25 protein-coding genes and 1 pseudogene are annotated in these 22,554 nt (G+C 64.6%); 18 read left to right on the top strand and 8 right to left on the bottom strand.

What is annotated here, in order from left to right:
- Positions 1–64 precede the first annotated feature (64 nt).
- The 3 genes from VC212_RS10470 to VC212_RS10460 are packed head-to-tail and all read right to left on the bottom strand — an operon-like array spanning position 65 to position 2,052.
- On the bottom strand, positions 65–1,012 hold the full coding sequence (locus VC212_RS10470; RefSeq protein ID WP_055849696.1) for an aspartate carbamoyltransferase catalytic subunit: 948 nt from the start codon (positions 1,010–1,012) through the stop codon (positions 65–67).
- A gap of 13 nt (positions 1,013–1,025) precedes the next feature.
- Complete coding sequence (gene ruvX / locus VC212_RS10465; RefSeq protein ID WP_055849693.1) at positions 1,026–1,493, bottom strand: Holliday junction resolvase RuvX; 468 nt, start codon at positions 1,491–1,493, stop codon at positions 1,026–1,028.
- Complete coding sequence (locus tag VC212_RS10460; RefSeq protein ID WP_055849691.1) at positions 1,486–2,052, bottom strand: YqgE/AlgH family protein; 567 nt, start codon at positions 2,050–2,052, stop codon at positions 1,486–1,488. The genes ruvX and VC212_RS10460 overlap by 8 nt, the downstream gene beginning before the upstream one ends.
- A 79-nt stretch (positions 2,053–2,131) precedes the next feature.
- Between VC212_RS10460 and VC212_RS10455 the strand changes: the two genes are divergently transcribed.
- The 4 genes and pseudogenes from VC212_RS10455 to VC212_RS10440 form a co-directional block, all read left to right on the top strand.
- Complete coding sequence (locus VC212_RS10455; RefSeq protein WP_323515238.1) at positions 2,132–3,976, top strand: DUF4153 domain-containing protein; 1,845 nt, start codon at positions 2,132–2,134, stop codon at positions 3,974–3,976.
- Entirely contained in the window at positions 3,973–4,512 is a 540-nt protein-coding gene (locus VC212_RS10450) for a DNA-3-methyladenine glycosylase I (protein ID WP_323515240.1), read from the top strand. Before VC212_RS10455 ends, VC212_RS10450 begins: the two co-directional genes overlap by 4 nt.
- A gap of 89 nt (positions 4,513–4,601) precedes the next feature.
- The gene (locus VC212_RS10445) at positions 4,602–5,738 is read left to right on the top strand and encodes a hypothetical protein (protein ID WP_323515241.1); all 1,137 of its coding nucleotides are present in this window, start codon (positions 4,602–4,604) and stop codon (positions 5,736–5,738) included.
- Positions 5,739–5,819: 81 nt separating this feature from the next.
- Positions 5,820–6,110 (top strand): annotated as a pseudogene (locus VC212_RS10440) (hypothetical protein); the annotation flags it as partial.
- Between the two features lie 57 nt (positions 6,111–6,167).
- On the opposite strand, the gene VC212_RS10435 reads toward VC212_RS10440, so the two are convergent.
- The 3 genes from VC212_RS10435 to VC212_RS10425 form a co-directional block, all read right to left on the bottom strand.
- Complete coding sequence (locus VC212_RS10435) at positions 6,168–6,842, bottom strand: YitT family protein (protein ID WP_055849681.1); 675 nt, start codon at positions 6,840–6,842, stop codon at positions 6,168–6,170.
- A 272-nt stretch (positions 6,843–7,114) separates the two neighbouring features.
- A complete protein-coding gene (locus VC212_RS10430; RefSeq protein WP_055849678.1) occupies positions 7,115–8,245 on the bottom strand; it encodes a PilT/PilU family type 4a pilus ATPase in 1,131 nt (376 codons plus the stop codon).
- Positions 8,246–8,372: 127 nt separating this feature from the next.
- Positions 8,373–9,410, bottom strand: coding sequence for a type IV pilus twitching motility protein PilT (locus VC212_RS10425; RefSeq protein ID WP_003489919.1), 1,038 nt, complete (start codon positions 9,408–9,410; stop codon positions 8,373–8,375).
- Between the two features lie 333 nt (positions 9,411–9,743).
- Between VC212_RS10425 and VC212_RS10420 the strand changes: the two genes are divergently transcribed.
- The 7 genes from VC212_RS10420 (at position 9,744) to VC212_RS10390 (ending at position 14,678) form a co-directional block, all read left to right on the top strand.
- The gene (locus VC212_RS10420; RefSeq protein WP_115514591.1) at positions 9,744–10,436 is read left to right on the top strand and encodes a YggS family pyridoxal phosphate-dependent enzyme; all 693 of its coding nucleotides are present in this window, start codon (positions 9,744–9,746) and stop codon (positions 10,434–10,436) included.
- A 48-nt stretch (positions 10,437–10,484) separates the two neighbouring features.
- Complete coding sequence (proC, locus tag VC212_RS10415; RefSeq protein ID WP_323515243.1) at positions 10,485–11,339, top strand: pyrroline-5-carboxylate reductase; 855 nt, start codon at positions 10,485–10,487, stop codon at positions 11,337–11,339.
- A gap of 538 nt (positions 11,340–11,877) precedes the next feature.
- Positions 11,878–12,300, top strand: coding sequence for an HU family DNA-binding protein (locus VC212_RS10410; protein WP_055849670.1), 423 nt, complete (start codon positions 11,878–11,880; stop codon positions 12,298–12,300).
- 151 nt (positions 12,301–12,451) lie between these two features.
- On the top strand, positions 12,452–13,033 hold the full coding sequence (locus tag VC212_RS10405; protein WP_323515245.1) for a M23 family metallopeptidase: 582 nt from the start codon (positions 12,452–12,454) through the stop codon (positions 13,031–13,033).
- 91 nt (positions 13,034–13,124) lie between these two features.
- Positions 13,125–13,427, top strand: coding sequence for a DUF3861 family protein (locus tag VC212_RS10400; protein WP_115554253.1), 303 nt, complete (start codon positions 13,125–13,127; stop codon positions 13,425–13,427).
- Positions 13,428–13,636: 209 nt separating this feature from the next.
- Positions 13,637–14,026 carry a hypothetical protein gene (locus VC212_RS10395; RefSeq protein ID WP_323515246.1) on the top strand — a complete coding sequence of 130 codons (390 nt, stop codon included), beginning with the start codon at positions 13,637–13,639 and terminating at the stop codon, positions 14,024–14,026.
- A 55-nt stretch (positions 14,027–14,081) separates the two neighbouring features.
- Complete coding sequence (locus VC212_RS10390) at positions 14,082–14,678, top strand: DUF1439 domain-containing protein (protein WP_055849660.1); 597 nt, start codon at positions 14,082–14,084, stop codon at positions 14,676–14,678.
- A 144-nt stretch (positions 14,679–14,822) separates the two neighbouring features.
- Here the strand turns inward: VC212_RS10390 and VC212_RS10385 are convergent, their stop codons facing one another.
- A complete protein-coding gene (locus VC212_RS10385) occupies positions 14,823–15,365 on the bottom strand; it encodes a type 1 glutamine amidotransferase domain-containing protein (protein ID WP_323515247.1) in 543 nt (180 codons plus the stop codon).
- Between the two features lie 104 nt (positions 15,366–15,469).
- Positions 15,470–15,937 carry an SET domain-containing protein-lysine N-methyltransferase gene (locus VC212_RS10380; protein WP_055849656.1) on the bottom strand — a complete coding sequence of 156 codons (468 nt, stop codon included), beginning with the start codon at positions 15,935–15,937 and terminating at the stop codon, positions 15,470–15,472.
- Positions 15,938–16,110: 173 nt separating this feature from the next.
- Between VC212_RS10380 and VC212_RS10375 the strand changes: the two genes are divergently transcribed.
- From VC212_RS10375 to VC212_RS10345, 7 genes are all read left to right on the top strand, one after another.
- Entirely contained in the window at positions 16,111–16,569 is a 459-nt protein-coding gene (locus VC212_RS10375) for an SUF system Fe-S cluster assembly regulator (RefSeq protein ID WP_115513484.1), read from the top strand.
- Between the two features lie 15 nt (positions 16,570–16,584).
- Positions 16,585–18,042 (top strand): Fe-S cluster assembly protein SufB, encoded by a 1,458-nt coding sequence (gene sufB, locus VC212_RS10370; RefSeq protein ID WP_055849652.1) that lies wholly within the window; start codon positions 16,585–16,587, stop codon positions 18,040–18,042.
- Positions 18,043–18,207: 165 nt separating this feature from the next.
- On the top strand, positions 18,208–18,972 hold the full coding sequence (sufC, locus tag VC212_RS10365) for a Fe-S cluster assembly ATPase SufC (protein ID WP_104614542.1): 765 nt from the start codon (positions 18,208–18,210) through the stop codon (positions 18,970–18,972).
- Positions 18,972–20,234, top strand: coding sequence for a Fe-S cluster assembly protein SufD (gene sufD, locus VC212_RS10360; protein WP_115513485.1), 1,263 nt, complete (start codon positions 18,972–18,974; stop codon positions 20,232–20,234). The genes sufC and sufD overlap by 1 nt, the downstream gene beginning before the upstream one ends.
- Positions 20,231–21,475: a cysteine desulfurase gene (locus VC212_RS10355; RefSeq protein WP_323515248.1), complete on the top strand. Its 1,245-nt coding sequence runs from the start codon at positions 20,231–20,233 to the stop codon at positions 21,473–21,475. Before sufD ends, VC212_RS10355 begins: the two co-directional genes overlap by 4 nt.
- Positions 21,476–21,645: 170 nt before the next feature.
- On the top strand, positions 21,646–22,185 hold the full coding sequence (locus VC212_RS10350; RefSeq protein WP_115562544.1) for a GNAT family N-acetyltransferase: 540 nt from the start codon (positions 21,646–21,648) through the stop codon (positions 22,183–22,185).
- Complete coding sequence (locus VC212_RS10345) at positions 22,182–22,511, top strand: non-heme iron oxygenase ferredoxin subunit (protein ID WP_311239277.1); 330 nt, start codon at positions 22,182–22,184, stop codon at positions 22,509–22,511. The genes VC212_RS10350 and VC212_RS10345 overlap by 4 nt, the downstream gene beginning before the upstream one ends.
- The last annotated feature ends 43 nt before the right edge of the window (positions 22,512–22,554 follow it).

Genomic DNA, 22,554 nt, shown 5'->3' with positions numbered 1-22,554 from the left:
AGTGCTCAGTAGATCTTTCGCAGGCACTGCGCTCACGCGGTGCCTGCGAGCGCAGTGCGGGCAATCAGCCCAGCAGGGTTTCCAGCACCGCCATGCGCACGGCGACGCCGTTGGCGACCTGACGCAACACGCACGATTGCGCGCCGTCGGCGACCTCGTCGGTGATTTCCACACCGCGGTTGATCGGGCCCGGATGCAGCACTGCGGCATCGCGACCGGCGCGCGCCAGACGCTCGCGGGTCAGCCCGTAGTCGCTGTGATATTGCTCCAGCGACGGCACCAGGCCCTCTTCCATGCGCTCGCGTTGCAGGCGCAGCATCATCAGGGCATCGGCACCTTCCAGCATGGCGTCGAAATCCTGGCCGACCACGCAGCCGTCCAGCATGTCGTCATCGGGCAGCAGGCTGGCCGGGCCGCAGACGCGGATCTCGCCAGCGCCCAGCGTGCGCAGTGCATGCAGGTCCGAGCGCGCCACACGCGAGTGCTTCACGTCGCCGACGATCACGACCTTGAGCTTGGAAAAATCGGTGCCCTTGGCCTGGCGCAGGGTCAGCATGTCGAGCAAGCCCTGGGTGGGATGCGAACTGCGGCCATCGCCAGCGTTGATCAATGCGGTGCCCTCGCCTGCGGCAGCGGCCAGCGCTTCCACCGCACCGTCATCCGGGTGGCGCACGACAAACCCACGCACGCCCATCGCTTCGAGATTCTTCAAGGTGTCGCGCGCGGTCTCGCCCTTGCGGGTGGAGGAGGTGGACGCGTCGAAATTGAGCACGTCCGCGCCCAAGCGCTGCGCGGCAAGATGGAATGAACTGCGCGTGCGCGTGGACGGTTCAAAAAACAGCGTGCACACCGCCGTGCCGGCCAGCACGCTGCGCTTGCCAACCCGGCCGACCGCGGCATCGCGGATCTGGCCGGCACGGTCGAGCAGTTGCAGCAGCGTGGTGCGCGGCAGTCCTTCCAGGGTGAGCAGGTGACGCAGGCGTCCGTCCGAATCGAGTTGCATGGTGGTCATCGCAGGTCGGGAATCAAGGGAGAAGAGTGGCTTGGTCGGGCGCGGCCAGCCAGCGTTCGACGATCACGGCCGCCGCCATGGCGTCCAGTGCATCGGCATCGCGGCGGCGCTTGCGCCCATCGGCGCGTTCGCGCGCAAACCGCTGCGCGGCTTCGACCGAACTGGAGCGTTCGTCGATCAGCACGACCGGCAGCGCATAGCGTTCGCGCAATTGCCGGGCGAAGGCATGCGCGCGTTTGCGGGCAGGTTGGTCTTTGTCGTCCAGGGTGAGCGGGTCGCCGACCACCAGGCCATTTGGTCGCCATTCCTTGTGCACGCGATCCAGCGCTGCCCAGTCGGGGCCGTTGGCATGCACATTGATGACCGCGACTGCACGCGCACCGGCACCCAATGCGGTACCGACCGCCACGCCGATCCGGCGCGACCCCACGTCGAAGCCCAGCACCGTGCCATCGGGGCGGAGTGCGCCCGCCTCAGGCATGCCCGGAATAATCCGTGAGCCGGAACAGGTCCACACCGATGCGCCCGGCAGCGGTCTGCCAGCGATCTTCCAGCGCGGTGTCGAACAGCACGTTGGCGTCCGACGGTGCGGTCAGCCAGCTGTTCTCGCCCAGTTCGAATTCCAGTTGGCCCGCGCCCCAGCCGGCGCAGCCCAGTGCCACCAGCGCATTGCGCGGGCCTTTGCCGGCGGCCATGGCTTCGAGGATGTCGCGCGAAGTGGTCAGAAACACGCCCTGCCCCACTTCCAGGCTGGAATCCCATTCGCGCGCATCGTCATGAATGACGAAGCCGCGCTCCGGGTGCACCGGCCCGCCACTGAGCACGATCTGCTCGCGCAGCTGCGCATCGTCGGTGTCGATGCCCATCTGCGACAGCACTTCGCCCAATGTGTACTCGGATGGCCGGTTGACCAGCACGCCCATCGCGCCGTTTTCATCGTGCTGACAAATCAGCGCGACGCTGCGCGAAAAGGTGGGATCGGACAGCGCCGGGAGCGCGATCAGCAGTTGGTTGGCCAGGGGCGTGGGCAAAACAGACATGGCCGCATTCTAGCCGTTCGTTCCGCCGCGCGCAGAGCCACTGCCATACTTGCCGCCTATTGCATGCCAAGGACCGACGATGCTGCCTACACCTGGAACCGTACCCGCGCGCTCCGACGCGCCACTGCCCCGCCAGACCCGCATCTTGATCGTACTGGTGGCGCTCTTACAGGGCTGCCTGCTATATCTGGCCGCAGCGGGACAACAACATGGCGTGTGGCCCTTCACCGAACTGGGCGCCCGAATCTGCTGGTACACCGTGGTGGCGATCGTGCCCAGCCTGGTACTGCTGAGCGTGCAGGATCTTCGCGACTGGCGCCTGTGGCAGCACGTGGCGGCAAGCACGCTGGTATTGGCTGCCCTGGGCAGCTGGGCAGCGTGGAGCAGCACTGGCGCGCCGGCCCTGCAGGTCGCGCGGGTCCTTGGTCCGTTCGGCTTCACCATCACGGTCGGCTGGTTCGTCGCGCTGCCCTGGATGCAACATCGGCAGCTGCACGGCCATTGGCGTGCCGGCTACCGCGACCTGTTCGAACACGCCTGGCAGAACGGCCTGACCCTGGCACTGGCGCTGCTGTTCGTAGGCGTGTGCTGGATGGTGCTGGGGCTATGGGCCAGCCTGTTCGCGCTGGTCAAGATCAGGTTTTTTGCCGAACTGTTCCACGAGCAGGCGTTCGCCTACCTGGCGACCGGCGCCATCACCGGGCTGGGCATCCTGATCGGGCGCACCCAGCACCGCGCGGTGCAGGTGATGCGGCAGATCCTGTTCGCCCTCTGCACCGGCCTGCTCCCGCTGCTGGCCGGCATCGCGCTGCTGTTTCTGCTGGTGCTGCCGTTTACCGGGCTGCAGGCGCTCTGGCAGACCCGTTCGGCGGCGTCGATCCTGCTGAGCCTGGTGTTCGGGCTGGTGTTGTTCACCAACGCCGTGTATCAGGATGGCAGCGGGCTGCCGCCGTATCCGCGCTGGCTGCGCCGGATGATCGAGGCCGGGTTGCTCAGCCTGCCGCTGCATGCGGCGCTGGCCGCCTACGCGGTGGGTCTGCGCATTGCGCAGCACGGCTGGACCAGCGAACGCGTCTGCGCGGCCTTGCTGGCCGCGCTGGCGCTGGCATATGCCATGGCCTACGCGTTCGCGGTGCTGCGGCCGCGCGCCGATCGTTGGCTACCGCAGCTGGCCGGCGGCAACATGGCGCTGTCGTGGGTGGTGATCGGGCTGGCAGTGCTGGTCAATACACCGCTGCTCGACCCGTATCGCATCACCGTGCAGAGCCAGATACAGCGCCTTGCCAACGACACGCCCGAGACCCTGCAACAGAATCTGGAATTTCTGCGTTTCGACAATGGCCGCCGCGGCTATCTGGCCGTGCAGTCGCTGCGCGCGACGCCGCCCTTTGCCGGCAGCCCGGAGCGCAAGCAGAAGCTGGAGCAGTTGCTGGCACGCACCAGCCGCTGGGCAGACAGTGAGCCAGTAGAAGACCAGAAGGACAAACAGCTGACTGACCTGACCCAAATCCGCAAGCACGTGACCGTAGCTGCCGGCCAGGCAGAGCCGCCAGCGGACTGGTGGCACTACCTGGTGCGGTCCAAGATGCTCTGGGGCGCCTGCACGCAGGGCAACAGCAACTGCGTTGTCAGCAGCAGCGACCTCGATGGCGACGGCGAGCTCGATGTGCTGTTGTGCAATCTCGGCGCCGACTATGTGGTTGCCTGCGAGCTGCAGACCCGCAACGGCGGTGGATGGTATCAAGCCGGTACGGCAAAGCTCTATTCCCTGGACGGCGCGGCCATGAGCGAAGTGAGCCAGGCGCTGCGCAACGGTCAGCTACAGACGCGGCCCAATCGCTGGCCGGACCTGGCGCTGCCGGGAGGCCGACGCATCCACATCACACCCAACGAAGTAGGCATCCGGCCGGAACCTCAACCATGAGCGGCTACTGCAGCATCGCGCCCGGCCACCCGGTGCACGGGCATTACCACGACCACGAATATGGGTTCCCGCAGCGCGAAGAACGCGAACTGTTCGAGCGCCTGGTGCTGGAAATCAATCAGGCCGGCCTGAGCTGGGAAACCATCCTGCGCAAACGCGCCAATTTTCAGCAGGCTTATGACCGATTCGACGTGGATACGGTCGCGGCGTATGGCGACGCCGAGATTGCGCGCTTGATGAGCGACGCCGGCATCATCCGCAACCGTCTGAAAATCCTGGCGGCCATCCACAACGCGCAGGCCATCCAGACCTTGCGCCGTTCGCATGGCAGTTTTGCGCAATGGCTGGATGCACAGCATCCGCTCGACAAGCCGGCCTGGGTCAAATTGTTCAAGAAGACGTTCCGCTTCACCGGCGGCGAAATCACCGGCGAATTCCTGATGAGTCTGGGCTACCTGCCCGGCGCACATCACGCGCAATGCCCGGTGTTCAAACGCATCGCCAAACTCAAACCGGCCTGGATGCAGGCAGCATGAGCGTGCGGATGTTCAAGCACGGAGGCAGGCACGCTTTCGGCATCGTGCCATCGCCTGTGTCGGCAAGGACACGCAACGGCTGCCTGCTCGTGCTCGTCGCCCATGCCGGGCTGGTTTTTCAGGCACATGCGGCCCCGCCAACGACTGCGACGGTCTCGCAGGTACTGGAACAATTGCGTCGCGAAATCGTCGCCGAGCCAATCGGCAACCCCACCCCGATCGATACCGTGCTGCAGCGCCATTCCGATACCACCGGGCTCAGCTTCGATCTCGGCAGGCCGGACGACAGCGACGATGCCGAATCACCCCCAGCTGTGCAGCCAGTGGGTGTGACAGATGCAGAGTGGCTGGCAGTGCAGGCTTACCGCAGCACCAGTGCCAGTGCAGAGAACGACATCGCTGAAAACGGCAACCACCACTACACATTGGCCGACCTGGACGAAGACGGTCAGCGCGATCTGATAGACGATGCGTATGTCGGCGGCACCGGGCTCTTCAACGACATCTCCGTGCTGCGCTACGACCGCGCGCAGGGCTTCCGCCCGGCAGTCGCCACTGCAGTTGACGCAGACAGCACGGCGGGCAGCTTCAGCATCAACGGCCGCGGCAGCGATCAGGCCTTGTACTGGCTGCGCATCGATGGCAAAAGCTACGCGGCCTACCGCGATGGCGATTATTCTCAGGACACGGTGACCGTATCGCGCCCGTTGTCCTTGCCCGGCGAACGCGTGGAGACGCAGGTACTGCAGGTGCGCTATCGCTACCGGCACACGCTGGCGACACCATCGCGCCAAGCAGCCAGTGCCACCGCCGAAGAACAACAGGCATCGCACTGGCTAGCGCAACACCCGCAATTGCAGGCAGCCGTCAACGCGCAGCTGCAGCAGCTTGCGTTCGCACCTGACGGCACGCAGCGTGCACCGGACCCTGCTGCACGCTGCCCGGCGCAGACCAGCGGCGATCCCGACGAAGCCGATCAATGGCCCTGGCACGATGCGGGCCACTACACCTTCGACTATGTCGCCGACTTTCGTGTGCGCCGCGGTCAAGCGTGCTACAGCGCCAGCATTGTGGCCTTTCGCAGCAGCTATCTGACCTCCCCCGAAGGGTGTTGTGCGCTGTGGCTGTACGACGCTCCCGGCACTCAGGTCGCGACCCTGCCGCTGGACTCAAGACGCGAGCGAGCCAGCGTGGCGTTGATAACCGCGACTGCGCAGCCGGAGTAACCGCCGAGCGTGGCCATCGAGACTGCGAGCTTTGCTTGATGCTGTCCAGGCCAGCTGCCACGCGATAGCGATACGCCCAGTGTCAGCGCTGTCTTCGTTTCTCCAGGCCTGCATGGCGATGCGCAGCGCTACGCCAGCAGGTATAGCGACGCCGCGCTGGGTCGCGAGGCAACCTGCATCGAGGCCTGGCACATGGCGAGAAACCGGACGATCCGGCCCGCATGGGCGCACGCGCACTCAAACGCGCAGTGCGCAGTGCTACGTCGACAACGGCATGACCTGCATACACTCTTCGGCGCACGCGGGCTGATGCAATGCTTGAACTTGCAAACCGATTGCCGGTGGAACCTGGGCGCCACGGGTTATCGGTAAAGCTGCATCGCGCCCAGGTGCGCTCCTACGTGGGGAGCGACGAGGTCGCCTGCCGGATCAAACGCCCATATAGCGGTGCGGGCGATGATTGAACATCAGCACCAGGCTCAGCATCAGCGCGCCTAGCGCCGAATACAGCACCTTGTCAGGCGTGAGGATGGCGAACGCCACCAGCATCAGCATGGCATCGAAGCTCATCTGCACCTTGCCTGCGCTCCAGCCGCGTTCGCGCTGCAGATACACCGCCAGAATGCCGATTCCGCCCAGGCTTCCGCGGTGGCGGATGAAGAACAGGATACCCAGCCCGGCCAGCGCGCCCCCGGCAATGGCGGCGAACGCAGTGCTGATGTGCGCGTACTCAGCCCAGCGCGGCAGCAGATCGGTCAAGGCGCCGCAGGCACCGACCGCAGCGAAGGTCTTCAAGGTGAATTCCCAGCCCATGCGGCGCACGCTCAGCCAGTAAAACGGCAGATTGACCAGCACGAACACCAGGCCAAAATTCCAATGCAACGCGTAGTGCAGCAGGAAGGCGACACCGGCCATGCCGCCGATCATCAGCCCGCCCTTGGCGAAGATCGCCAGGCCGAGCGAGGCCACCAGCGTGGCCAGCACCATGCCCTGCACGTCCTCGGCCACCGAATGGTGGTACGCGTGGTCGTCGGCCGTGGTTCCCGCCGAATCCGGCGGTGGCGTCAACGGCCCGGAGGTGACCACGGTGCCGTCGTCGGGCAACGGTTCTTGCTCCGGACGGAGATCGGAATCGGGAAGGCTCACGGGTTTGGGCACTGCAGTGGGGTGCGATATTAGACACTATCGGCCACCCTGGTTACATCTGAAACAGCAGCGATACCGCCTCTCCAGTGCGGGACGCATGCGTTACCACAGGGGAATCGCGTCTACAAAAAAGGCGCCCGATGCGGGGCGCCGTTTTGATCCACCACTGCAAACCACCGCGCCAGGCGCTGGCCGCAGCCAGCGCAAGCTCTGCGGCAACAGACGACGCATTACCGAACTTCGGCAATCTCCACGCCATCCATCCCCTGCGACAGGGTCTTGGCATCGCCGCCCTGCGAGAGCTTGATGCGCAGGCGCACTTCGTTCTGCGAGTCGGCGTGGCGCAGCGCGTCTTCGTAGCTGATTTCGCCAGCCTGGTACAGCTCGAACAGGCTCTGGTCGAAGGTGCGCATGCCCAGGTTGGTGGACTCCTTCATGATCTCCTTGAGCTTGTGGATCTCGCCGTCGCGGATGTAATCCTGCACCAGTGGCGTGCCGAGCATGATCTCCATCGCCACACGGCGGCTGCGCCCATCCGGAGTTGGAATCAGTTGCTGCGCCACCACACCCTTGAGGTTCAGCGACAGATCCATCAGCAGCTGATTGCGGCGGTCTTCCGGGAAGAAGTTGATGATGCGGTCCATCGCCTGGTTGGCATTGTTGGCGTGCAGCGTGCACAGCACCAGGTGGCCGGTTTCGGCGAAGGCGATCGCGTGGTCCATGCCCTCGCGGGTACGCACCTCGCCAATCATGATCACGTCCGGCGCCTGGCGCAGGGTGTTTTTCAGCGCATTTTCCCAGCTATCGGTATCGATGCCGACTTCGCGCTGGGTGATGATGCAGCCTTCATGCTTGTGCACGAATTCGATCGGGTCTTCGATGGTGATGATGTGCCCGGTGGAATTCTGGTTGCGGTAACCGATCATCGCCGCCAACGAGGTCGACTTACCGGTACCGGTGGCGCCCACGAAAATGATGATGCCGCGCTTGGTCATCGCCAGCGTCTTGATCACCGGCGGCAGGCTCAGCTCTTCCACGGTGGGAATGCGCGTCTCGATCCGACGCAGCACCATGCCCACCTGATTGCGCTGATAGAAGCAGCTCACACGGAAGCGCCCGACCCCGGACACGCCGATGGCGAAGTTGCACTCGTGGGTCTTTTCGAACTCTTCGCGCTGCGACGGCGTCATTACGTTCAACACCAGATCGCGGCTCTGCTGCGCGGTCAACGGCGTCTGCGTGATCGGGCTGATCTTGCCGTGCACCTTGATCGCCGGCGGCATGCCGGAGGTGATGAACAGATCCGACGCCTTCTGATGCGCCATCAGCTTGAGGAAGGAGGTGAAGTCGATGGTGCTCATGGCGTGCTCCCTTGGAGCCGGGAATTGGGAATCGAGAATCGGAAATTGGAAAATCTGCAAGCCAGGAGCCGGAACCAGTCAGGGGCGCGCTCGTGCGATTCCCCATTCCCGATTCCCGATTCCCGAATCACTCGAATATCCGCTTGTCCTTGGCGTATTCGCGGGCCTGGTTGCGCGTGATGAGGCTGCGCTTGACCAGGTCCTGCAGATGCTGATCCAGCGTCTGCATGCCGTACTGCTGGCCGGTCTGGATCGACGAATACATCTGCGCCACCTTGTCCTCGCGGATCAGGTTACGGATCGCCGGGGTGCCGACCATGATTTCCCAGGCTGCGGTACGCCCGCCGCCCACCTTTTTGAGCAATGCCTGCGAAATCACCGCGCGCAACGATTCGGACAGCATCGAGCGCACCATGGGCTTTTCGCCGGCCGGGAACACGTCGATGATGCGGTCGATGGTCTTGGCCGCCGAGCTGGTGTGCAGGGTGCCGAACACCAAGTGGCCGGTTTCCGCAGCGGTGAGCGCCAGGCGAATGGTTTCCAGGTCGCGCAACTCGCCCACCAGGATGATGTCCGGGTCTTCGCGCAATGCCGAGCGCAACGCTTCGTTGAAGCCGTGCGTATCGCGGTGCACTTCGCGCTGATTGATCAGACACTTCTGCGAGGTGTGCACGAATTCGATCGGATCCTCGACGGTGAGGATGTGGCCGTATTCGTTCTTGTTGATGTAGTCGATCATGCCGGCCAGCGTGGTCGACTTGCCCGAACCGGTCGGGCCGGTGACCAGGATCAGGCCCTGCGGCTGGTCGATCAGCTGGCGGAAGATCGGCGGGCAGCCCAGGTCTTCCAGCGTCAGCACTTCGGACGGAATGGTGCGGAACACCGCGCCGGCGCCACGATTCTGATTGAACGCGTTGACGCGGAAGCGCGCCAGCGAGGGAATCTCGAACGAGAAGTCGACCTCAAGGAATTCTTCGTAATCGCGCCGCTGCTTGTCCGACATGATGTCGTACACCAGCGCGTGCACCTGCTTATGGTCCAACGCCGGAATATTGATGCGACGGACATCGCCATCGACACGGATCATCGGCGGCAGCCCTGCAGACAGGTGCAGGTCCGATGCCTTGTTCTTGACAGAAAACGCCAATAGTTCAGCGATATCCATGCGCTGCTTTTCCCCTAGGCTGCGATTGGAAGGTACTCCCCGGCTGGCAGTATAGCGTTCTGGCTGCTGGCGGGAAGCGGCCTGGCGCCGGTTCAGGTCGGCAGTGTCGTATGCGGCTGAAGGCGTTGTTTTTCGGGCGTGCCCAGGCACGGCGCTTGCCTGCGTCCGGCCCAACCAGGCGGGATTGGTCACCCCGCGGCTGCGTCCGCAGCCCGTCGCGACGCCGATGCCGGTACGCGCTTGCCACCGTCAAGCCAGCAAAGGCGCGCGGCGCGCTGGAAGGAAGCCGGCGGCGGCGGCACACTAGCGCTCCCGCTTGTTCTGGATTGCCACGTGCCGGCTTCGTCGCTGCAGCAGATTCTCGATGCCATCCATGCCGCAGCAGCCACGCATGCGCGTGCCGACGTTCGGTTGCTGGCGGTGTCAAAGACCAAACCGGCCGATGCCGTCGCCGCATTGGCCGCCCAGGGCCAGCGCGCATTCGGCGAAAACTATGTGCAGGAAGCGCAAGCCAAGATCGCCGCGCTGCGCGAGTTGGGGCTGGAATGGCATCTGATCGGCCACCTGCAGTCCAACAAGGCCGACGTCGCCAGCCAATGTTTCGACTGGGTGCAGACTGTGGACCGCGCCAAGTTGATTCCGCTGCTGGCGCGATACCGCCCGGACGACCGCATGCCGTTGAATGTGCTGATCCAGGTCAATATCGACGATGAGGACAGCAAATACGGATGCGCGCCGGACGCCATCGACGGCCTGGCCGACGCCATCGCACTGCAACCGCGACTGCAACTGCGCGGCTTGATGGCGATCCCGGCACCGTTCCCGGACCAGGCACGACGCGCTGCGGCGTTCGCGCGCATGCAGGACTTGTTCGCGCACCTGCAGCAGCGCCATCGGCAGGTGGACACCTTGTCGATGGGCATGAGCGCAGACTTCGCCGAAGCGATCGCGGCCGGTGCCACCATGGTCCGTGTGGGCACGGCGCTGTTCGGCGCGCGCGCGCCCTCGCCCGCCGCCTCCGTCTGATCTGCCTCGCGCATCGCGCCATCCATTCCTATTACTAGAGGTACCGCAATGACTCTGCCCACGCCGCCTGCGCCGTTATCCGTCACCGCCGCGCGCATCGCGTTTATCGGCGGCGGCAACATGGCGCGCAGCTTGATCGCCGGGCTGATCCGGCAAGGCGTGCCGGCTGCAAGCCTGCGCGTCGCCGAGCCAGTGGAAGAGTTGCGCACCGGGTTGTCGCGCGACTTTGGCGTACAGGCCGTCGCAGACGCGCGCGACGCGGCCGATGGCGCGGCCACCTGGGTGCTGGCGGTCAAACCGCAGGTCATGCCAAGCGTGTGCGCGCAGCTGGCCGCGCTTGCACAAGCGCAACAGCCGCTGTTGCTGTCGATTGCAGCCGGCATCACCGCAACGCAGTTGCAGCGTTGGTGCGGCGGCGATACGGCGGTGGTCCGCGCGATGCCCAACACCCCCGCACTGCTCGGCGCCGGCGTGACCGGGCTGTATGCCACCGCACGCGTCTCCGATGCGCAGCGCATGCAGGCAACCCAATTGCTGGAAAGCGCCGGGGTGACGGTGTGGATCGACGACGAAGCCCAGATGGATGCGGTGACTGCCGTTTCCGGTAGCGGGCCGGCGTACGTGTTTTTACTAGCCGAAGCGATGGAAGCGGCAGCACAGGCGCAGGGACTGCCGGCCGATACCGCGCGCACGCTGGTCCTGCAAACCCTGCTGGGCGCATCGCGCATGCTCACCGAATCGGGCGAAGCACCGCAGGTCCTGCGCGGTCGCGTGACCTCGCCCAACGGCACCACGCAAGCGGCCATCGAAACATTCCAGGCGGGCGGATTCGAAGCGCTGACAGCACGGGCAATCGCTGCTGCGACCGAACGCGGCCGCAGCTTGTCGGCTGCCAACGACTAGCGCGCCGCGGTTCGCCCCAACGCGTTGCTGGCTGCATGGGGCAATCAGCGACGCGTCGCGGTGATCGCTCTCCGCACGCAGCCTGCATCGCAACACGTCGCTACGCGATTTCCCAATACCCAGCGCCAGGCATCAAGCGACCTTCCACGCAACGTCGCGCGCTTTGCAATCGATGCCAATACGCGCCAATCAGACGATCGCGCGCGACTTGTTCGACATCTCGCGGCGATGCATCCGTCGTTGGCAGCAGAGCGGATGGCGCAATGCAGGGTCTTTTGGCATGCGCAGTACGACCGCAGCCTTGCGCAACGACCTGCTGCTCTGCGTCAGATACGGCACATGCCTGCGCGCTGCACGCGTTCCGCACTGGTTTTTACGCGCGTTTTGCGCCGCTGGTGAACGAATCCCCGTCGAAAGACGCTTTTTTGTGTTGTTTCATCGTTTGCCTATTGGCGGCGCGCAGCAGTTGCCCTACATTTCGCGTTGCCGACTGGGTCGGCAGACCCAACACCACCAACGAATACGGAACGAATACCTCATGGCAAAAACCGCCGCTAAGAAGGCTGCCCCCAAAAAGGCAGTGAAAAAGGTCGCCGCTACCAAGACCGCAAAGCCGGCCAAGGCCGCGACCAAGACCGCCGCACCGAAGCCGATCAAGGAAGCCCTGAGCAAGACCGGCCTGGTCGCGCACATCGCCGAATCCACCCAGCTGGCTCCGAAGGACGTCCGCGCCGTGCTGGCATCGCTGGAAGCCACCGCACACTCCTCGCTCAACAAGAAGGGCGCTGGCTCGTTCACTCTTCCGGGCATGTTGAAGCTGACCGCCGTGCACGTGCCGGCCAAGCCGAAGCGTAAAGGGATCAACCCTTTCACCAAGGAAGAGCAGACCTTCCCCGCCAAGCCCGCCAGCCTCAAGGTTAAGGCACGCTTGCTGAAGAAGCTGAAGGACGCCGCGCTCTAATCGAGCACGCATCCGGTGTCATCGAGACGGCCTTCGGGCCGTCTTTTTTTTACGCTTTTCCCGCGTCTTGTTAGCGGTGCTTGTCGACACACCACGTCGTACTCATCGCCGCCAGCCTACCCTGTTGGTGAGTTCGCAACTGAGTGTGCCCATGACCGCGCCATCAACCCGCAGCCCCGCCCGACGGGTGCGTCGCCTGCTGGTTTCGATTGTCCTGCTGTGCGCGTTGGGCGTGGCCGCGCGCTGGGCCTGGCAGTCGCCCATGGGCGAACGCCTGCGCACCACCTGGGAGTTGTCACGAATGCCGCCGCCGCAAACTCTGCAGATTCCAGTGAAAAACGTCCGCGCCCGCCAGATCGCCGACACCTTCGGTGCACCACGCGGACGCGACCGTAGCCATGCCGGCGTGGATATTTTCGCGCCACGCGGTACGCCTGTGGTCGCCGCCACCCGCGGCGTGGTCAGTGCCATTCGCGACGCCGGGCTGGGTGGAAAACAGGTCTGGGTACTCGGGCCGGCGATGGAGCGGCACTACTATGCGCACCTGGACGACTGGGCACCGGGACTGGCCGTTGGCGATGTCGTCGAGCCCGGTACCGCGCTTGGAATGGTCGGTACCACCGGCAACGCGCGCGGCACGCCGCCACACCTGCACTATGGTGTCTATGGGCGCAACGGTGCGTACGATCCGCTGCCGCTGCTGAGTAAAACCACGCCACCGCCTGCCCACTGAGCATGCTGGAACACTGCGTCATGGCCTGCGCTATCGAGCGCGCGGCAGCCTACCCCTATGGTGGAGGCAGCCCAGGAGTGACGCGACCACCATGCCCCGAAAACGCTATCGCATTACGGTCACGCCCATCGAGAACGACGGGCGACCGTGCGACGACCGCTGCACCATCGAGTTCGAACAGCGCTCCCGCGCCGACTGGATGCGCCTGCTCGAAGAGTTGCACCTGCGCCGCGATCTGAGCAGCGACGAATGCGCCGCACTGACCGTCGGCTCGCAATTGCTGGAAGACCTGGCCGCCCGTCCACGCGCGCAACCCAGCGATGCGCTGGATGCATTGCGGCCCAAGCTGCAACTACTGCTCGATCGCCTGCAACGCGTCCAATCCGGCGCCTGAGCGCTGCTCCGCACCACATACGCCCGCTACACTGCGCGCCTCGGGGATGGAGAGCCGCCATGCGTTGGATCGTCATTGCTTTATCAGTAGCCGCACTCGCAGGCTGCAGCTGTCATCGCAGTACAGATCAGCAAGCCGTTGCGACCACAAGCTCGCCTAAAGCCACTGCGGCGACAGACTCCGCTGCGGTGACTGCCCAAGGCGTACCCATGTCGCCGGCGTCCGAAGCCCCCGACGATGCGCAAACGCGCGCCGACTTGGCCGAAGCAAGCGCCACCGTGCAGCGTTATCTGGGTGCACTGCCCGGTGCCGCGCGCGCCGATGCCGATGCGCTGTGGACCGGCGGACGTCCATCGCCGGTGCCGGACGACGCGGCGCTGCGCGGCATTGGTGATATTCGCTCGATGCGCATCAACAACGACCCGCCGGTGCCGCTGGATCAGGAACATCCGCCGCGACGCATCGAAGTGCCGGTGCGCATCGTCGTACGCACGGGTGCGGGCACGCAGCAGCTGGTCGGCGCCTATCGCTTGCAACCGCGCGCCGGAAGCGACAGCTGGGAAATCTACTCCGCCACGCTGCAACCGGTACTGCGCTAACCCGTGGTTCACCAGTGCTGACTAAGGTTGTGTCACCTATTGCCGGAGTCACCCGATGAAACTGCGTTCGCTTGCCGGATCCGTGCTTGCCCTCGCCTTGGCGCTCCCCGTTGGCAGCGCCTGGGCGGCGCCGCAGATCCAGGGACATCAGATCAGCGTGCAGGCCAGCGACCTGCAGCAGTATCTGGGCGGTCGCTTCCCGCAAACGCACGACACGCTCGGCGGCTTGATCGCAATGACGGTCAGCAACCCCGCGCTGTCGCTGCCGCCGGGCGACCGGCTCAAGATGGCGTTCGATCTGGCCGTGGCCACTGCCGGCGGTGCGCCGGCTCCGGTGGGCAATGTAACCCTGACCAGCGCGCTGCGTTACGACGTCGCCAAACAAGGTTTCTATCTCGACCAGCCCAGCATCGACGATTTCCGTCCGGCCAATTCCGGCGCAAAGCTCGACCACAGCACCCGTCAGCTGCTCAACACCTGGCTGGCCGATTACGCGCGCAAGGAACCCATCTATCGCATCGACCCGTCGATTGCCGCAGTGATGGGCGCCGTGCAGGTGGAGTCGGTGGGCATCCAGAACGGTCGCGTGGCGGTCAACTTCAATCAGAACATCGAGCAGATGGTGCCGGCGGCGGCGCTGTCGGGGAAGTAAGTCCGCACCGTTAGCTTCACCCAGGGCGAAAACAGCCCGCATTAGGTGGGGACGACGCGCACAACGGCCATCATGCAACGGCCCGGCGCAACAGCCGCCGGGCCGTGTTTACTGAAACAAGTGGCAGATGGCGGCTAACGCGCCCTACGCAGACAGGGCCTTGGCCACCGCAGCACTGAATGCCGGAATGTCATCCGGCTTGCGGCTGGTGATCAACGGACCATCGACCACCACCTCGGCGTCCTGCCAGCGCGCGCCGGCGTTGGTCAGATCGGTTTTGACCGACGGCCACGAGGTGACCTTACGGTCGCGCACCAGATCGCTCTCCAGCAACAACCATGGCCCATGGCAGATGGCCGCCACCGGCTTGTGCGCCGTGGCGAATGCACGAATGAAGGCGATCGCCTGCTGATCCGTGCGCAGCGTGTCGGGATTGAGCACGCCACCGGGCAGCACCAGCGCATCGTAGGTTTCAGGTGTTGCTTGCTCAAGAGGCCTGTCGACCGCAACCGAATCGCCCCAATCGGTGTGATTCCAGGCGCGGATCGTTGCGCCATCGCCAGGCGCGACCACATCGACCGTGGCGCCCCACGATTCCAGCAGGCGCTTGGGTTCTGTCAATTCGGATTGCTCGAAGCCATCGGTGGCCAGGACCGCGATGGTCTTGCCGGAGAGCGAATACGCCATGTGGGGCTCCTCGATAAAAGAAGCCCGCACCGTAGGCAGCGCACTGTTGCGCACCCGTGAACCGATGTGTGCGTCGCGTCAGCGCGCAGTGCGCTTCGCCAGGCTCAGCGCTTGGGCTGCAGCATCGTGCCCGTGCAGTTCTTGGAGCCGCAGCGGCATTCCCAGATCTTCTTAAGACGCGGCGTGTGGCGCTCGCTGAGGGTGATGCCGTAGTTGTAGGTCAGCTCGGCGCCGGCCTTGATGGCGCGCTTGGCCTCGATGAAGATCTTGTCCTTGCTGCGGTCGTCGCCTTCGGCTTCTTCGATCACCGCTTCGCAATTGGGATTGCAGCTGTGGTTGATCCAGCGCGCGACATTGCCTTCGTAGTTGGCATCCAGCACGTAATCGTCGCTGAGCGTAAACAGGAAGGTGTGGCCGCTTTCCACGTCGCCGGTGTCGTCGGCGTCCACTTCGGCGTGCGTGCGCAGGCGCCCTTTGTACTGAATGATGCGCTCGCCCTTGCGGAGCGGGGCGAGGGCGAACATGCCATTGCCGTGGATACGTGACTTGCGGGCGGCAACTTTGCGCGACATGTAAGGGTCCAGTGATGGGGCCGCTCATTGTGACCGCAGCGCGCCCATGCGCCAAGCACAAGCGCACCACCGCCCGCAACGGCCTGCGCTTGCCGGCGGCTGAACCGGGCGGTTGGCCCCGCCCTGCCGGAAAGAGTACAATTTCGGTCCGCTTTAAGGTTTCCTGCTCGCTCATGTTGCGCGTCACCAAACTCACCGATTACGCCACCGTCGTACTGACCGTGCTTGCCGCGCGCAGCGGTGAAGTGCTCAGCGCCAGCGAACTGGCCGAACAGGCGGGCCTGGAAGCGCCGACCGTGAGCAAGATCCTCAAGCCGTTGTCGCAAGCCGGGCTGGTGGAAGGCCTGCGCGGTGTGCACGGCGGTTACCGGCTTGCGCGCGATGCCAGCCAGATCACCCTGGTGGAGATCGTCGAGGCAATGGAAGGCCCGTTGGCGATCACCGAATGCAGCCAGGACCACAGCCAGTGCGGCATCGCGCAGACATGCGGCGTGCGCTCCAACTGGCGCCTGATCAACGACGTGGTCGGCGACGCATTGCGTCGGGTCACGCTTGCGCAAATGTTGCAGCCCCTCTCTCTCCCTGGCGACAGCCGTCGGCGTTCCATTGCCGCACGCGTCGCGACCACCTGACCTGTAGGCAGCCCGATGGCCACCGAACTTGCTCCCCCGCAGAATGCGCAGATCCTCGAACGGCTGGGCCGACGCTACGACGCCGGCTTCATCACCGAGATCGAATCCGATTCGCTCCCGCCCGGTCTGGACGAAGACACCATCCGTGCGTTGTCGGCCAAGAAAGACGAGCCGCAATGGATGACCGACTGGCGTCTTGAGGCCTACCGCCATTGGCTGAAAATGCCGATGCCCGAATGGGCCAAGCTCAAGATCGCGCCGATCGATTTCCAGGCATTGAGCTACTACTCCGCGCCCAAGGGCCCGAAGTACGCCTCGCTGGACGATGTGCCCAAGGAACTGCTGGACACCTACGACAAGCTCGGCGTGCCGTTGCATGAGCGCGCGCGGTTGGCCGGCGTTGCGGTGGATGCGGTGTTCGATTCGGTCTCGGTCGGCACCACTTTCCGCAAGGAACTGGCCGAAAAGGGCGTGATCTTCTGCTCGATGTCCGAGGCGATCAAAGAGCATCCGGAGATCGTCAAGCAATACCTGGGCAGCGTGGTGCCGGTCGGCGACAACTATTTCGCCGCGCTCAACTCGGCGGTGTTCTCCGACGGCAGCTTCGTGTTCATCCCCAAGGGCGTGCGTTGCCCGATGGAACTGAGCACCTATTTCCGCATCAATGCCGGTCATACCGGCCAGTTCGAGCGCACCTTGATCGTGTGCGAAGACAAGGCCTATGTGTCGTATCTGGAAGGCTGCACCGCGCCGATGCGCGATGAAAACCAGCTGCACGCCGCCGTGGTGGAACTGGTGACGCTGGAAGACGCAGAGATCAAGTACTCGACGGTGCAGAACTGGTACCCGGGCGATGAAAACGGCGTTGGCGGCATCTACAACTTCGTCACCAAGCGTGCCGAATGCCGTGGCGACCGCAGCAAGGTGACCTGGACCCAGGTCGAAACCGGCTCGGCGATCACCTGGAAGTATCCGTCGTGCGTGCTGCTCGGCGACGATTCGGTGGGCGAGTTCCATTCGGTGGCACTCACCCACCATCGTCAGCAGGCCGACACCGGCACCAAGATGATCCACATCGGCAAGCGCACCAAGAGCAAGATCGTCAGCAAGGGCATCAGCGCAGGGCGTGGACAAAACACCTATCGCGGCCTGGTCAAGGTGGATCGCAACGCCGATGGCGCGCGCAATTACACCCAGTGCGATTCGCTGTTGATCGGCAAGCAGTGCGGCGCGCACACCTTCCCCTATATCGAGGTGAAGAATCCCGGCGCCACCGTCGAGCACGAGGCCACCACCTCCAAGATCAGCGACGACCAGCTGTTCTATTGCCGCGCGCGTGGCATCAGCCAGGAAGATGCGGTGTCGCTGATCGTCGACGGTTTCTGTAAGCAGGTGTTCCGCGAGCTGCCGATGGAGTTCGCCGTGGAAGCCAAGAAGCTGCTGGAAGTCTCGCTGGAAGGCAGCGTCGGCTGACGCCCTTTCCCTTCTCCCTTCGGGAGAAGGTGGCGCGCAGCGCCGGATGAGGATACGGGCGAAGCCTCGCGCCCCCAAATCCAGGAGACGCTTCGCGCCGACCCTCACCCCAACCCCTCTCCCGGCGGGAGAGGGGCTACATAAGAATTCTGACGGACCATCAGCATGCTCAACATTAAAAACCTCCACGCCAGCATCGCCGGCAAAGACATTCTCAAAGGCCTGTCGCTGGACATCCAGCCCGGCCAGGTGCACGCCCTGATGGGGCCCAATGGCGCGGGCAAGTCCACGCTGGGCAACGTGCTGGCCGGCCGCGATGGCTACGAAGTCAACGAAGGCAGCGTGCAGTTCGAAGGCAAGAACCTGCTCGATCTGCCGCCAGAAGAACGCGCCGCCGCCGGCCTGTTCCTGGCGTTCCAGTACCCGGTGGAAATCCCCGGCGTCAACAACACCTATTTCCTGCGCGCCGCGCTCAATGCGCAGCGCAAGGCGCGTGGCGAAGAGGAGCTGGATTCGATGCAGTTCCTCAAGCTGGTGCGGCAGAAGCTGGCGGTGCTGCATCTGAAGGACGAGCTGCTGCATCGCGGCGTCAACGAGGGCTTTTCCGGCGGCGAGAAGAAGCGCAACGAGATCTTCCAGCTGGCCGTGCTCGAACCCAAGCTCGCCATCCTGGATGAAACCGACTCCGGCCTGGATATCGATGCGTTGAAGAGCGTGGCCGACGGCGTCAACGCGCTGCGTTCGCCGGAGCGTTCGTTCCTAGTGATCACCCACTACCAGCGCCTGCTCGACTACATCAAGCCGGACGTGGTGCATGTGCTGTCCGAAGGACGCATCGTGCAGAGCGGCGGCCCGGAACTGGCGCTGGAGCTGGAAAAACACGGTTACCACTTCCTGAAGGATCGTGTGGTGCCCGAGGTTGCTGCCTGATGAGCGCCCTGCTCGACTCCCTGGCCCGCGGCTTCAGTGGCGACGATGCGCGCCGCGCCGAGCTCGACGCAGCGCTGCAGACCGGCCTGCCCGGTCCGCGCGCCGAAGCGTGGAAATACACCTCGCTGCGTCAGCTGGAACGGCGCAGTTTTCAGCCGGCACCGCTGGTGCCGACGTTGCTCGATGCCGCCGTACTGGACGAGATCCCCGCGCCGCGGCTGGTGTTCGTCAACGGGCGTCCTTCCGCAGCGCTGAGCGATGTTTCGACCTTGCCGGACGGCGTGCAGCTGGACACCTTGTCGGCCGCACTGGCCGCAGGCGATGACGCAAAGCACTTGCTCGGCCGCCGTTTCGAAGGCAGCGACGAGATCTTTGCCCGCCTCAATGCCGCGCTGGCCGACGAAGGCGTGCTGGTGCGCGTGCAAGACGGCGCGCAGATCGAACTGCCACTGCATATCGTCTTTGTCAGCGTGGCCAGCGAGCACGATCTGTCCTGGCATTACCGGCATCTGATCGAAGTCCGTGCCGGCGCAGCGCTCAATGTGGTCGAGCATCATCTGCATGTCGGCGATGCGGCGCATCTGGACAACAGCGTGATGCATGTCCATCTGGCACAGGACGCGGTGTTGTCGCATGCGCGGGTGCAGGCCGATAGCGCGCACGCCACCGCACTGCTGCGCACCGATGCCGTACTGGCACGCAATGCACGCTACCAGCGCGTGGATCTGGAACTGGGCGCCGGCCTGTCGCGGCACGAACTCAACGTGCGCCTGGAAGGCAGCAACGCCCAGCTCACCGCCAATGGCGTGCTGTTGGGCAATGGCCGCCGCCATGTCGACACCCGCCTGGGCATCGAACACATTGCCCGCGACACCGCCTGCGAGTTGGTCTGGCGCGGCGTCGGTGCCGACCGCAGCCGCGTGGTATTCCATGGCGGCATCCATATCCGTCAGGGCGCCGATGGCACCGACGCGCGGTTGTCCAACAAGAATCTGCTGCTCTCTTCCAATGCCGAAATCGATACCCAGCCGGTGCTGGTGATCGATGCCGACGAAGTGCAGGCAGCGCACGGTGCCACTGTCGGTCAGCTCGATGACAACGCCTTGTTCTATCTGCGCTCGCGCGGCCTGCCGCAAGCGGAGGCGCAACGTCTGCTGAGTGCGGCGTTCTGCCACGAGCCGTTGCGGGTCCTGCCGGCTGCGTTGAGTGCCGTGCTGGCCCTGCAGCTGGACCGCGCCCTGAATTCGGCGGGCGTGGCATGAATGCACCTGCCGTCACTCAGCGCAACGCTCCGGATTGGGAACGCGTCCGTTCGGATTTCCCGCTGCTGATGCGGCAGGTGCATGGCAAGCCGCTGATCTATTTCGACAACGCCAACACCGGGCAAAAGCCGCTGCAGGTGATTGCCGCGACCGACGAGTTCTATCGGCGCCAGAACGCCAATGTCAGCCGCGCAGTGCATGCGCTGGGCAGCGAAGCCACGGATGCCTTCGAAGGCGCACGCAGCAAACTCGCGCGCTTTCTCAATGTGCGCGCCGACGAGTTGGTGCTGTGCAGCGGCACCACCTTTGCGATCAATCTGGTGGCGTATTCGTGGGCATTGCCGCGTCTGGGACCAGGCGATGTCATCCTGATCACGCGCATGGAGCACCACGCCAACATTGTGCCGTGGCAGCTGGTGGCCCAGCGCACCGGTGCCAGCATCCGCGTAGCCGAGATCACCCCCGAGGGCGCGCTGGATCTGGATGCCTTGCGCAAGGCGATGACGCCGGACGTCAAACTGCTGGCGATCACCCATGTGTCCAACGTGCTGGGCACGGTCAACCCGGTGCGCGAGATCTGCCGCGACGCACGCAAGCGCGGCATCGTCACCATGGTGGACGGCTCGCAGGCCGCACCGCATCGGCGCATCGACGTGGCCGCGATCGGCTGCGATTTCTACGCCATCACCGGCCACAAGATGTGCGGCCCCACCGGCACCGGCGCGCTGTGGGCGCGTCGCGAGCATCTGCAGTCCATGCCGCCGTTTCTGGGCGGTGGCGAAATGATCAAGGAAGTCAGCTTCGAAGGCACCGTGTACAACGATGCCCCGCACAAGTTCGAAGCCGGCACGCCCAACATCGCCGGCTTCATCGGCCTGGGCGCAGCGGTGGATTATCTGGAGTCGATCGGCCTGGAGCACGTGGAAGCGCGCGAAGCCGAGCTGCTGGCGCACTTCACCGAAGAGCTGCAGCGGATCGATGGCCTGCGCATCTTCGGCACCACGCCCGACAAAGCCGCGGTGGTGTCGTTCCTGATCGACGGCGCGCATTCGCACGATCTTGCCACCCTGCTCGATCTGGAAGGCGTGGCAGTGCGCTCCGGCCAGCACTGCGCGCACCCGCTGCTGCAGTTCTACGGCGTTGCCGCAACCTGTCGCGCATCGCTGGCGTTCTACAACACGCATGACGAGATTGAGCGCTTTGTCGCCGCGTTGAAGAAGGTGCGGCTGTTGCTGGGCTGATTGGGTGGTCGGGAATCGGGAATCGGGAATCGGGAATCGCAAAAGCATGTCACCGAGGGGCGCTGGACTTCCATCGCCCTACTATTCACGCGGGAATTCAAAAGCGCCAAACTTCGCTACGCTGTTACGAATCCCCAATCCCCAATCCCCACTCCCAAATCCCCGCCCTCATGCAGACCACCACGTTCCGCACTGCCACCGTCGATGACATCGACGCCCTTGTCCAGTTGGTGACCTCGGCCTATCGCGGTGACAGCAGTCGCGTGGGGTGGACTACCGAGGCAGACATTCTCGACGGTGCCCGCATCGACCCGGCCGTGCTGCGTCAGGACATCCTGCGCGAGCGCAGCCTGGTATTGCTGGTCGAACAGGATGGGCGCCTGCTGGCGTGCGCGCATATCGCCGACGACGGCGGCGCGGGATACTTCGGCATGTTCGCGGTGGACCCGTCGCTGCAAGGCAGCGGCATCGGCAAGACGCTGCTGGCCGAAGCCGAACGCATCGTGGACGCCGAATGGAAGCTGCCGGTGATGCGTATGACCGTGATCGATGTGCGCAACGAACTCATCGCCTTCTACGAACGACGCGGCTATCGCCGCACTGGCCTCCTCAAGCCGTTCCCGTATGGCGACGAACGCTTCGGCGTGCCACTGCGGCAGGATCTACGCTTCGAAGTGCTGGAAAAATCGCTGGACGGCGCCGCGCCATGAGTGAGACCTGGACCTTTGTCTGCGCAAGCGACGCGCTGCTGCCCGGCGAACTGCAGACAGCGTGGGATGCCGTCACCGACGCGCCGATCGTGGTGTTCAATCTCGACGGCGAGTTGTACGCGTTGGAAGACCGCTGCAGCCACGAAGATTACGAGCTGTCGCCCGGCAGCTTCGACCCGGTCGCCGGCACCATCGAATGCCTGTTACACAGCGCCCGCTTCGATATCCGCGATGGCCGCCCGTTATGTGCGCCCGCCTACACCGCCGTGCCCAAGTTCCCGGTCAAGCGCGAGCTCGACGGCATCTGGACCCGCGACGACCGCTAGCGCGGCAGCTACCAACGCATATTTTCCACGCTGGAAGCCGCCG

The sequence above is a fragment of the Xanthomonas sp. WHRI 8932A genome (genome assembly GCF_035012785.1).
Taxonomy (GTDB): domain Bacteria; phylum Pseudomonadota; class Gammaproteobacteria; order Xanthomonadales; family Xanthomonadaceae; genus Xanthomonas.
Note: the sequence above shows the minus strand (reverse complement) of the source record. Positions and strands in the feature narration are given on the sequence as shown.

Excerpts from the sequence above, each read along its gene's own strand:
- sufD (WP_115513485.1), top strand. The coding sequence starts at position 18,972 with ATGAGCGCCCTGCTCGACTCCCTGGCCCGCGGCTTCAGTGGCGACGAT.
- VC212_RS10350 (WP_115562544.1), top strand. The coding sequence starts at position 21,646 with ATGCAGACCACCACGTTCCGCACTGCCACCGTCGATGACATCGACGCC.
- VC212_RS10410 (WP_055849670.1), top strand. The coding sequence starts at position 11,878 with ATGGCAAAAACCGCCGCTAAGAAGGCTGCCCCCAAAAAGGCAGTGAAA.
- VC212_RS10405 (WP_323515245.1), top strand. The coding sequence starts at position 12,452 with ATGACCGCGCCATCAACCCGCAGCCCCGCCCGACGGGTGCGTCGCCTG.
- VC212_RS10430 (WP_055849678.1), bottom strand. The coding sequence starts at position 8,245 with ATGAGCACCATCGACTTCACCTCCTTCCTCAAGCTGATGGCGCATCAG.
- VC212_RS10380 (WP_055849656.1), bottom strand. The coding sequence starts at position 15,937 with ATGTCGCGCAAAGTTGCCGCCCGCAAGTCACGTATCCACGGCAATGGC.
- VC212_RS10375 (WP_115513484.1), top strand. The coding sequence starts at position 16,111 with ATGTTGCGCGTCACCAAACTCACCGATTACGCCACCGTCGTACTGACC.
- proC (WP_323515243.1), top strand. The coding sequence starts at position 10,485 with ATGACTCTGCCCACGCCGCCTGCGCCGTTATCCGTCACCGCCGCGCGC.
- VC212_RS10355 (WP_323515248.1), top strand. The coding sequence starts at position 20,231 with ATGAATGCACCTGCCGTCACTCAGCGCAACGCTCCGGATTGGGAACGC.
- VC212_RS10390 (WP_055849660.1), top strand. The coding sequence starts at position 14,082 with ATGAAACTGCGTTCGCTTGCCGGATCCGTGCTTGCCCTCGCCTTGGCG.
- VC212_RS10345 (WP_311239277.1), top strand. The coding sequence starts at position 22,182 with ATGAGTGAGACCTGGACCTTTGTCTGCGCAAGCGACGCGCTGCTGCCC.
- VC212_RS10425 (WP_003489919.1), bottom strand. The coding sequence starts at position 9,410 with ATGGATATCGCTGAACTATTGGCGTTTTCTGTCAAGAACAAGGCATCG.
- VC212_RS10450 (WP_323515240.1), top strand. The coding sequence starts at position 3,973 with ATGAGCGGCTACTGCAGCATCGCGCCCGGCCACCCGGTGCACGGGCAT.
- VC212_RS10470 (WP_055849696.1), bottom strand. The coding sequence starts at position 1,012 with ATGACCACCATGCAACTCGATTCGGACGGACGCCTGCGTCACCTGCTC.
- VC212_RS10395 (WP_323515246.1), top strand. The coding sequence starts at position 13,637 with ATGTCGCCGGCGTCCGAAGCCCCCGACGATGCGCAAACGCGCGCCGAC.
- sufB (WP_055849652.1), top strand. The coding sequence starts at position 16,585 with ATGGCCACCGAACTTGCTCCCCCGCAGAATGCGCAGATCCTCGAACGG.
- sufC (WP_104614542.1), top strand. The coding sequence starts at position 18,208 with ATGCTCAACATTAAAAACCTCCACGCCAGCATCGCCGGCAAAGACATT.
- VC212_RS10460 (WP_055849691.1), bottom strand. The coding sequence starts at position 2,052 with ATGTCTGTTTTGCCCACGCCCCTGGCCAACCAACTGCTGATCGCGCTC.
- VC212_RS10385 (WP_323515247.1), bottom strand. The coding sequence starts at position 15,365 with ATGGCGTATTCGCTCTCCGGCAAGACCATCGCGGTCCTGGCCACCGAT.
- VC212_RS10400 (WP_115554253.1), top strand. The coding sequence starts at position 13,125 with ATGCCCCGAAAACGCTATCGCATTACGGTCACGCCCATCGAGAACGAC.
- VC212_RS10455 (WP_323515238.1), top strand. The coding sequence starts at position 2,132 with ATGCTGCCTACACCTGGAACCGTACCCGCGCGCTCCGACGCGCCACTG.
- ruvX (WP_055849693.1), bottom strand. The coding sequence starts at position 1,493 with ATGCCTGAGGCGGGCGCACTCCGCCCCGATGGCACGGTGCTGGGCTTC.